The 9740-nt window shown below is 40.2% G+C and carries 10 protein-coding genes; 4 read left to right on the top strand and 6 right to left on the bottom strand.

Annotated elements, in window-relative coordinates:
- The first annotated feature begins 66 nt into the window (after positions 1 to 66).
- Positions 67 to 561 (top strand): carotenoid biosynthesis protein, encoded by a 495-nt coding sequence (locus Q0X72_RS02095; RefSeq protein WP_297761348.1) that lies wholly within the window; start codon positions 67 to 69, stop codon positions 559 to 561.
- Here Q0X72_RS02095 and Q0X72_RS02100 read toward each other — a convergent pair.
- The 6 genes from Q0X72_RS02100 to Q0X72_RS02125 all read right to left on the bottom strand — a co-directional run bounded on the left by Q0X72_RS02100 (position 558) and on the right by Q0X72_RS02125 (position 7575).
- Positions 558 to 1169 carry a DUF3291 domain-containing protein gene (locus Q0X72_RS02100; RefSeq protein ID WP_297761351.1) on the bottom strand — a complete coding sequence of 204 codons (612 nt, stop codon included), beginning with the start codon at positions 1167 to 1169 and terminating at the stop codon, positions 558 to 560. The genes Q0X72_RS02095 and Q0X72_RS02100 overlap by 4 nt on opposite strands.
- 2 nt (positions 1170 to 1171) lie before the next feature.
- The gene (locus Q0X72_RS02105) at positions 1172 to 1732 is read right to left on the bottom strand and encodes a TlpA disulfide reductase family protein (protein WP_297761354.1); all 561 of its coding nucleotides are present in this window, start codon (positions 1730 to 1732) and stop codon (positions 1172 to 1174) included.
- 66 nt (positions 1733 to 1798) lie between these two features.
- Complete coding sequence (locus tag Q0X72_RS02110; RefSeq protein ID WP_297761357.1) at positions 1799 to 4072, bottom strand: aconitate hydratase; 2274 nt, start codon at positions 4070 to 4072, stop codon at positions 1799 to 1801.
- 229 nt (positions 4073 to 4301) lie between these two features.
- Positions 4302 to 5255 carry an AAA family ATPase gene (locus Q0X72_RS02115; protein ID WP_297761360.1) on the bottom strand — a complete coding sequence of 318 codons (954 nt, stop codon included), beginning with the start codon at positions 5253 to 5255 and terminating at the stop codon, positions 4302 to 4304.
- 3 nt (positions 5256 to 5258) lie between these two features.
- Positions 5259 to 6698, bottom strand: a complete 1440-nt coding sequence (locus tag Q0X72_RS02120; protein ID WP_297761363.1) for a peptidylprolyl isomerase — start codon at positions 6696 to 6698, stop codon at positions 5259 to 5261.
- Positions 6682 to 7575 carry a peptidyl-prolyl cis-trans isomerase gene (locus tag Q0X72_RS02125; protein WP_297761365.1) on the bottom strand — a complete coding sequence of 298 codons (894 nt, stop codon included), beginning with the start codon at positions 7573 to 7575 and terminating at the stop codon, positions 6682 to 6684. The genes Q0X72_RS02120 and Q0X72_RS02125 overlap by 17 nt, the downstream gene beginning before the upstream one ends.
- Positions 7576 to 7691: 116 nt before the next feature.
- Here Q0X72_RS02125 and Q0X72_RS02130 point away from each other — a divergent pair, with 116 nt between their 5' ends.
- From Q0X72_RS02130 to Q0X72_RS02140, 3 genes are read left to right on the top strand one after another with little or no spacing between them, the layout of a single operon-like run.
- On the top strand, positions 7692 to 8147 hold the full coding sequence (locus Q0X72_RS02130) for an SRPBCC family protein (protein WP_297761368.1): 456 nt from the start codon (positions 7692 to 7694) through the stop codon (positions 8145 to 8147).
- Between the two features lie 11 nt (positions 8148 to 8158).
- On the top strand, positions 8159 to 8407 hold the full coding sequence (locus Q0X72_RS02135; RefSeq protein ID WP_297761371.1) for a hypothetical protein: 249 nt from the start codon (positions 8159 to 8161) through the stop codon (positions 8405 to 8407).
- A 7-nt stretch (positions 8408 to 8414) separates the two neighbouring features.
- Positions 8415 to 9593 (top strand): serine hydrolase, encoded by a 1179-nt coding sequence (locus tag Q0X72_RS02140; RefSeq protein WP_297761374.1) that lies wholly within the window; start codon positions 8415 to 8417, stop codon positions 9591 to 9593.
- Positions 9594 to 9740: the final 147 nt, after the last annotated feature.

The following is a 9740-nucleotide window of genomic DNA, read 5'->3' on the forward strand; positions in this document are numbered from 1 at the left end:
ATAAGTATTGGATTTGAGGAGTGGTTTGTCACAAAAACCCCCTTAAATCTTTTTATTTCCTCCTTATTGCTCTTTCTGGCGTTTCCTGTGAACACCGCAAGAAAAGGGGCAATATTCGCCTTACTTTGGTTTGGAGGTATGTTCGCTGAATGGATCGGTATTCATTACGGAATCCTCTTTGGAACATACAGTTATGGAGCCAATCTGGGGGTTAAAATAGATGGTGTTCCTGTATTGATCGGAATAAATTGGGCCTTGCTTACTTTTATAACGGCAAGAATCGCACAGTATGTAAGTAAAAATAACATACTTCAAATACTCCTGGGTGCCACCCTTATGCTCATCCTGGACTATTTTATGGAACAAAGTGCACCGCGATTCGATTTTTGGGAGTTCAAGGATGGAGTAGCACCCCTTAAGAACTATATCACCTGGTTCCTGGTAGCCGTCTTATTCCATATTTTGGTTAAATGGATGAAAATCACAGGAGACCTGCGGTTCTCAATTCACTTATATGCCGCTCAACTCCTGTTTTTTGTATATTTCTTTAGTTGGTTTTAGAGCTGTTCTATAATCACAATGCAAGAGGATCCATTCCTTGCCAAGATCCTATTGATCGGTACGGTTGAAACCTTGAGGCTAAACGTGGCCATTTGACTTATAGGCACTTCACCAATTCCCTTTGTAAAAAGTAGTCCGGCATTATCGTGCAGAGGTTTTTGAGAAGCAGGAACATTTCTCCAGAAGGTCCTTATAAATTTGGTTTTAATGGTAGCCCTCGTTATTACAGCAACATAAGGAATAGCATCTGAAAGTTTATCGTGCGGAGTAAAAGGTTGTTGACCTGCCCATTTTCCCCTGGCGATCTTGTTCTTTAAATAAATTGTCCATTGTTCTGAACTCCGCTGCCTGTATTTGTCCATTAGTGCAGATACTTCAAAGAACTTATCTGCCTGTGCCTCATTTTCCCAAACCTGCAATAATGCGTATACAGACCAATCCGGTCTTGGATTAAATTCTGCTTTTCCACTTCCCAAAAGTTTATAAAAAAGCAATCCTTCAACATTATGCAGCGGCCTGTGGGCAAATTGCATCATGCCAAAGGCCCATATTTTATTTTTGAGGGAAGAATACCGAAAAAAGGTAAAGGTAGTGATCTGTGTTGCCACGTTTACTCTTTGATGAGTTTTTCTAGAAGATCGAAAACTGTATTGTTATCCCAATCCTTTATAGCATGTTCTTCTGCCACCACAAATCCCTTTTTATCCACGACATAAGTTCCCGGTGGTTGTAATACAGGTAGTGCAGATTTATCGCCAATAATAAGGTAAGTCACAGGAAAATCGTACTCATTTTCCTCCATATATTCTATTACCGGCGCTTGTTCCTCATTGGTGATGATATAAAAATCTACCTTTCCTTTAAAGGTATCGTAGAGATTTTGAATACTATTTAGCTGCGCATCCGAAGGCAAACTCCAGGAAGCCCAAAAATTAATAAAGACCACCCGTCCTTTTGAGGGACTGAAGTTGATAATATTCCAATCTGCATCTTTTAGTCGCCAGTCATAGTCCGTTATATGTTTCCTTTTTCCTATAGGAATTTCAGAGGGTGTCCCCGAAAAAATGCGGTTTAACAAGATCTTACTGTGGTACCCCAGAGGAGTAACAAAAAAAGAAAGAATAAAAGCTATAAGAAGGAGATTAAGAACCGTCTTTTTTTTTATGGCCATCTAGTAAGGATCTTTTTTACAATTCAATATTCCGTGGTTTTTGGGTAACGTCCATTGCACCATACACTAGGCGGCGTTTTCCTTTTTTATGACGTTCAATGCAGACCCTTCTCTAAACCAGGCGATCTGTTGTAAATTATAAGTGTGGTTTACTTTGATGACTTCTTTAGAACCGTCTTTATGTACCAACTCGATAGTCAATGGTGTATCCGGAGCAAAATCCTGAATATCGATAAAATTAAAGGTATCATCTTCCTGAATTTTATCATAATCATTTTCATTTGCAAAGGTCAGCCCCAACATTCCTTGTTTTTTGAGATTGGTCTCATGGATCCTGGCAAATGATTTTACGAGCACAGCGGCTACACCCAAATGCCTTGGTTGCATGGCTGCGTGTTCACGAGATGATCCTTCCCCATAATTATGGTCACCCACTACAATAGTTTTGATACCCTTGGCCTTATAAGCCCTTTGTGTATCTGGCACCCCACCGTATTCTCCGGTTAATTGATTCTTGACGAAATTGGTTTTTTTGTTGAAAGCATTCACAGCTCCTATCAGGGTGTTATTGGCAATGTTATCCAAATGCCCGCGGTAACGTAACCATGGTCCGGCCATTGAGATATGGTCTGTTGTACATTTTCCAAAAGCCTTGATCAATAATTTCATTCCCTGCAGGCTTTCGTTGGTGATTGGCAAGAAAGGATCCAATAACTGCAGCCTTTCCGAATCTGTTGCTACTTTAACTACTACCTTGCTTCCATCGCTTTTTGGTGCTACATATCCGGCATCTTCCACCGCAAATCCTTCAGGAGGAAGTTCATAGCCTCTAGGTTCATCTAGTTTTACTTCTTGTCCGTCTTCATTGATGAGGGTATCCGTGATTGGATTAAAATCTAATCTCCCTGCGATGGCAATGGCGGTAACCAATTCTGGAGACCCTACAAAGGCCAGGGTATTGGGGTTTCCATCTGCCCGTTTTGCAAAGTTTCTATTGAAAGAATGTACTATTGTATTCCTTGGGCCATTGGCCGCTTTATCCCCATAACGGTCCCACATTCCTATACATGGTCCGCATGCATTGGCAAAGACGGTTGCCCCAATTTTATTGAATGTATTAATTAAGCCATCCCTTTCAATGGTGTAACGCACCAATTCTGAACCAGGCGTGATCGTAAACTTAGACTTTGTCTTTAAATTTTTATCTGTTACCTGCTTGGCAAGAGAGGCCGCACGGGAAATATCTTCATAGGAGGAGTTGGTACATGAGCCAATAAGGCCCACTTCTACATTCAAAGGCCAGTCGTTAGCCTTAGCTGCCTCAGCCATCTTAGAGATAGGTGTAGATAAATCTGGGGTGAAAGGTCCGTTTAAATGAGGTTCCAATTCTGTTAAATTGATCTCAATCACCTGGTCAAAATACTTTTCAGGTTCCTGATAGACCTCCGGGTCTGCGGTTAAATATGGTGCCACTTTATTAGCTGCATCGGCCACATCTGCCCGGTCTGTACCCCTTAAATAGCGATCCATAGATTCGTCATATCCAAAAGTGGAAGTGGTAGCTCCAACCTCGGCACCCATATTGCAAATGGTTCCTTTTCCGGTACAAGACATAGAGGTTGCTCCTTCTCCAAAGTATTCTATAATGGCCCCTGTTCCTCCTTTAACTGTAAGGATATCTGCAACCTTCAGGATCACATCCTTAGGAGCTGTCCATCCCGACAATTTTCCTGTGAGTTTTATACCAATGAGTTTTGGGAATTTCAATTCCCATGCCATCCCGGCCATCACATCTACCGCATCTGCTCCGCCAACACCGATAGCCACCATTCCTAAACCACCGGCATTTACAGTATGAGAATCGGTTCCTATCATCATCCCCCCGGGAAACGCATAATTCTCTAAAACAACCTGGTGAATAATACCGGCTCCCGGCTTCCAAAAGCCTATGCCATATTTATTGGATACAGATTCCAGAAAATCAAAAACCTCATTACTGGTTTGATTGGCCCTTTTAAGATCTGCAACCGCCCCTACTTTCGCCTGTATCAAATGATCGCAATGCACAGTTGTTGGCACGGCAACCTTAGGCTTGCCGGCATGCATAAATTGCAGCAAAGCCATCTGAGCCGTAGCATCCTGACAAGCTACCCGGTCCGGAGCAAAATCCACATAATTCTTGCCACGCTTAAAAACAGTGGAGGGAATCCCTTCCCATAAATGTGAATAGAGAATTTTTTCCGAGAGGGTAAGCGGCTTTCCAACCAAATCACGGGCTTTGTCAACCCGTTCTGTCATCTTGGAATAGACGCTTTTAATCATGTCAATATCGAATGCCATCGTATGCTTGTTTATTAATTGTTAATCTCCCAAAGATAGAAAATTTAAAAGGGTTAATTAAAATTTTTTAAGGGGCATCAAAAGTATTATTAGCACTGCAAATGAGGAGATACTTAATTATCAAAAAAAGATAATTAGCTGCTCGAAATAGGAATATTGAAAACGGAAATGTTTTTTACTTAAATAAAAAGATCAAATTTCAGAGACGCCTTAATAGCTCCCAGATCCCTTACATGAGATGACTGATAATATCTTCCTCAGTAATTCCTTCAGCCTCAGCCTTGTAGTTTTTAATGATTCGATGGCGAAGGATACCCATTGCAACAGCTTGTACATCCTCTATATCCGGAGAAAATTTGCCCCCAACAGCGGCATGCGCCTTTGCACCCATCACCAGATTTTGAGATGCTCTGGGGCCGGCTCCCCAATCCAAGTACTGATTGATATATGAAGACGAGCTTGGGGTGCCCGGGCGAGTGCTGTTCACCAACTTAACGGCATATTCTACGACATTATTGGGTACAGGGATCCTTCGGACCAAATGCTGTACTGCAAGTATTTCCTCTGCGTTGAAAAGCGCATTTATAGTTGCCTCCTCATCATCTGTAGTTTCCTTTACAATTAAAACTTCTTCTTCCAGGGAAGGGTATTTCAACTCTATGGCGAACATAAAACGATCTAATTGAGCCTCAGGGAGCGGATAGGTACCTTCTTGCTCAATAGGGTTTTGGGTTGCCAACACAAAATAAGGTGCAGCCAACTGGTGCCTCTCTCCCGCTATGGTCACCGCTTTTTCCTGCATTGCCTCTAATAAAGCAGCCTGAGTTTTTGGAGGGGTACGATTGATCTCATCTGCCAGGATAATATTCGCAAAAATAGGTCCCTTGATGAATTTAAAAGTACGGTTCTGATCTAAGACCTCGCTACCTAGAATGTCACTGGGCATCAAATCTGGGGTGAATTGAATTCGCTTAAAATCTAGACCCAATGTCTGGGCAATGGTATTAACCATTAAGGTTTTCGCTAAGCCCGGAACTCCAATCAGCAAAGAATGACCCCCTGTATAAATAGATAATAGGATCTGGTTTACGACCTCATGCTGGCCAATAATGACCTTTGCTATTTCCTTCTTTAATGCAAGGTGTTTTTGCCCTAAGGCTTCAATGGCCTTTACGTCTGACATATTTTATTCCTTGACCCAATTATTTGCGAAATCGCATGACTTATTAGCAGCATTTACACTAACATAAGTATCCTTTATATGCTCATCCATCCATTCCTTAATTGCATTGTACTGCTTTTCTCTGAGAGCTAATTCCTGTATCTTAAGATAATCTTTGGCAAAATCGGCCTCGTGTTCATCATACCTGTTTGTAACCTTTAGGATCTTGTATTTAGGAGGACCTCCTCTGGGATCGACCTCTAACAAAGGATATGAAATTTCTTCATCTTTTAAGTTCCTAACCTGATTGTAAAGGGTTGGATCCATTTTGGTCAATTCAAAACGTGAATCGAAATTAATAGGATTTCTCAATAAGCCTCCATCAAATTTGGTTTCTTTTTCATCCGAAAAATTCAGAGCTGCCTCAGCAAAAGTATATTTGCCTTCAATGACCTGTTTGCGAATAGTATCCAATTCTACCTTCGCAGCATCAACGGCCGCTTGCGGTATTTCAGGTTGAATGAGAATATGTCTTAAATCTAATTCCTGACCTCTTACTTTTTCAATATAAATAATATGGTAGCCAAAAGTAGATTCAAAGGGTTCTGAGATCTCTCCTTCCTGCAAACTGAAGGCTACATCTTTAAATTCTTTTACAAATGGAGTCTGCCGTGTCATGCTGTAAAATCCTCCTTTAGATTTAGAGCCAGGGTCTTGCGAATACAAGATGGCCTTCACACTAAAACTGGCGTCATTGTCTTCTACATCGGCTTTGATCTCCGCTAATTTATTTATCACTTTTTGCTTTTCCTCCTCCGGGATCTCAGGCGCCTTCACGATTTGTGAGATTTCTAATTCAGCTCCAAAGACCGGTTTTTCATCTTCCGGAATGTTCCTAAAAAATTGACGCACTTCCTCAGGAGTAACCTGAATCTCACTCACTATTTTCTGCTGCATTTTCTCAGACAGCATACGAAGTTTATTAATGGTATAGAGTTCTTCCCTGAAATCCTCTACGGTTTCTTTTTTATAGAATTCCAAAACCTTATCCATGGAGCCCACTTGCTGAACCAATTGTTGAATTTGGCGATCGCTTGTAGCATTTACCTCATCATCGGAAACCAGAATACTATCTTGTACCGCCTGATGGGCATATAATCTATCTTCCATTAGTTTTCCAAGCAAACTGCAATGAGTAATGTCCTCAACAGAGGCTCCCTGACTTCGGAGATCGATCAAGGTCTTCTCAATGTCAGAATCAAGGATAACATAATCACCTACCACAGCAGAGATACCATCTAACTTTATTTTCTTAAAGTTGTTTACAGTATCGGTCTTAGGCGTCATTTCTGCCTGCATAGGTTCTTCAGGTAAATCGGGAGTATTTTCCTCCTGAGCCTTAACACCAAGTGCCATCACTGTAAAAAGTAATAGGCCCAGTAAATTTTTATTTCTCTTTCTCATAGATCTCAAATTCATTTCGTTTTACGGCTTCATCCAGAATCTCCGTTTCAAGACGCCTCATAAACTCCAGTTTTCTCCTGTTTAGCAACACCTGCCTGATAGTGGGTTTAATATAAGTTAAAGGTGCTATTTCATTAATATTCCGCACCTCCGCAATCTTCCCCAAATATACCCCTACAGAGTCCTCCAATTCAAAAAATTGTGATTTTTTTAAGTATCGTTCCTCATTTTCGAATGTTAAAGGAGGTATTTCTTGTATGATTCTCGAAACAGTGATCCATAGAGAATCATTAAAATTGAGTTTGGTGAATTGTACGCCTATAGAATCTAGAAAGACCTTATCTCCTTCTTCAAATCGCTTTAACCTTTCAATGACCTCATTCTTATTTAAAAATTGTTTGGGTAATTGTACGAAACGCAATTGCACTAACTTTTCCTTTAAGATAAAGTTCTCTTTCTCTTCCTCATAAAATCGTTGAAGTTGTGAATCCGTTATGGTGGTATCCTCACCTCTCAGGACCAAAGCTTCCTTATAAGCTCTGGTGAAAAGATCTATTCGGTAATTTGCCACCAATCGCTCAAAGGCTGCGATCTCTTCTTCGGTCAAATTGATCTGTGCCTTTGAAAATAGCAATTGCTTTATTGCCCAATTATTAATGTAATTGGTTACAAGGGATGCGCTGTCTTGTTTATTTAAGGGAGCAATTAGCAGGGATTCAATATCTTCTTTGTATAGATAAGCACCTCCTACTCTTGCAAGCGGCTCGGAGTCTGGTTCCTTTTTAAAGAGACCATCACAAGAAATTACCAATACTGCCAGAATTAAAGTTCCAAAAAGCACGGGAACTCTAAATAAATTCTTTTTGGGGAAAATCATTCAGCAAAATTAAGAATTCGAATTTCCTGAACAAGTAATACACTGATTGATTAACAGATTTTTAATAAGCAGTTCTCTTATTTTAGTACCTTAGAGGGTATTATTATCGAGGAATCATGAAATATATCACCGAAATTATCATACAATTACCCCTTTCCGAATTTGTTAAGAAACTAGACAATCCGGACAATATGAAGCACTGGCAAAAAGATCTGATCTCTTACAGGCAACTTAAAGGTAATCCGGGAGAGGAAGGGGCGCAAATGGAACTTATTTACAAAATGGGCAAACGTGAATTGATCATGATAGAAACGATCTTAAAACGAAATATGCCCCATGAGTTCCACGCCACCTATGATGCAAAAGACGTGCATAACATACAAAAGAACTATTTTAAAGCCATCGATGAGAATACAAGCAAATGGATCTCAGAATCGGAATTTGAGTTCAATGGGATCTTTATGAAATTAATGGCATTCTTTATGCCCGGCATATTTAAAAAGCAATCGTTAAAGTATTTAAAGGATTTCAAAGCATTTGCTGAACAGGGTACTTCATTATCACAATCTTAAATTGAAATATCTTGAGCCGAAAAATTAAATTAATGTGGGATTTCCGCGGGCCGGACGCCAGTGAAACTGCCAAGCATCACGCACGTCATTTAGCCGACTTTGTTAAAAAAGAATCCTTAGAATTGAACATCACAGGATCTAGGAATCTAACAGAAATGCACTCTGTAGCCTATATGGTAGTGGAAGAGACAAAAATGATACAGATAAGAGATGCACTTTTACCACATAGAGGGGAAGTCTATGAGGAAGAAATTACCTAATAAATCAATGAATTCTTTTCCAAACATAGGAGTTAAAATATACAAGGGTAGGATCCCAGTATTACGTGTACTTATAATTTGCTTCCTCTTTTTGGGGTGTGCAAGTACCACGGCCTTAATTGATCCATTAGATAGTGCTTTGGCATCTAAAGATCCCAGGATTCGCAGTGTAATGGATCATCCTGAAGCATATGAACTACAGATTCGGTTTTCCAGGATCTTTCGAGAGAAGGATGGTGTGCGCTTCGCTGATTATGATTTTCAGGTAGATCGCAACAAGTATTTTTATCCTGCAAGCACGGTGAAATTTCCTATTGCGGTGATGGCCCTTGAAAAACTTAATGCCTCCAGTGTACTTACAACCCAAACCAAATTTTATGTGGAGGGAGATACTCTTGAAACAACTTTTGGCAATGAAATAATAAAGATCTTTGCAGTAAGTGATAATGATGCCAACAATCGTTTGCTAGAATTTCTTGGGCAAGATGCCATCAATGAGAAATTCAGTTCCAAGAATATTGGTCCGGCCAGAATTGCACATAGGCTATCGGTACCCAATGCAGATGATGTAACCACCAAACCCCTGGTGATCTATCTTAATGACAGCACCACCACCAGCCTTGAAGGAAGTGCCAATACCTCTGCAGATCCACTTACGTTAGAAGGTATAACCAAGGGAATTGGTTTCTATGAAGGGGATTCACTTATTGATGAACCTTTTAATTTTAGTCTTAAGAACTACTATCCTATTGAAACCCAACATGGGCTGTTGAAGAGGATCATCTTTCCAAAGAGTTTCCCAGAAAAAGAACGATTTAACATCAGTGCTGCGCAGCGACAGTTTTTGCTGAACGCTATGAAGATTCTCCCAAGGGAGACCGGGTACAACCAGGAGGACTACTATGATAGTTACGGTAAATTCCTATTATTCGGAGGATCGAAAGAGGCCATACCAACCAATATTAAGATCTATAATAAGGTAGGGTATGCCTATGGCACCCTTACAGATTGCGCCTATATCCATGATGAAAAAAATAAGGTAGAATTTATGGTAACTGCTACCATTCTGGTAAATTCTGATGGTATATTCAATGACAATGTCTATGAGTATGATGAGATTGGGATTCCCTTTCTGGATGCCCTGGGAGATGAACTATATAAAATAGAAAAGAATAGAAAACGATAGAACAATGGAATCGCTCGGATTTGAGGCTTTTACAAAAAAGATCTATATAAATGCTCCAAAAGAAAAGATATATTGGTGCTGGGGAACAGCAGACGGAATTTGTTCCTGGTTCTTGAGCAGTGCTTTTTACAAAACCAAAAAAGGAGT

The organism is uncultured Muriicola sp. (assembly GCF_947258935.1).
Lineage (GTDB): Bacteria > Bacteroidota > Bacteroidia > Flavobacteriales > Flavobacteriaceae > Muriicola.

Coding starts and splice junctions, on each gene's coding strand:
- Q0X72_RS02115 (WP_297761360.1), bottom strand. CDS start 5,255: ATGTCAGACGTAAAGGCCATTGAAGCCTTAGGGCAAAAACACCTTGCA.
- Q0X72_RS02125 (WP_297761365.1), bottom strand. CDS start 7,575: ATGATTTTCCCCAAAAAGAATTTATTTAGAGTTCCCGTGCTTTTTGGA.
- Q0X72_RS02120 (WP_297761363.1), bottom strand. CDS start 6,698: ATGAGAAAGAGAAATAAAAATTTACTGGGCCTATTACTTTTTACAGTG.
- Q0X72_RS02130 (WP_297761368.1), top strand. CDS start 7,692: ATGAAATATATCACCGAAATTATCATACAATTACCCCTTTCCGAATTT.
- Q0X72_RS02110 (WP_297761357.1), bottom strand. CDS start 4,072: ATGGCATTCGATATTGACATGATTAAAAGCGTCTATTCCAAGATGACA.
- Q0X72_RS02105 (WP_297761354.1), bottom strand. CDS start 1,732: ATGGCCATAAAAAAAAAGACGGTTCTTAATCTCCTTCTTATAGCTTTT.
- Q0X72_RS02140 (WP_297761374.1), top strand. CDS start 8,415: ATGAATTCTTTTCCAAACATAGGAGTTAAAATATACAAGGGTAGGATC.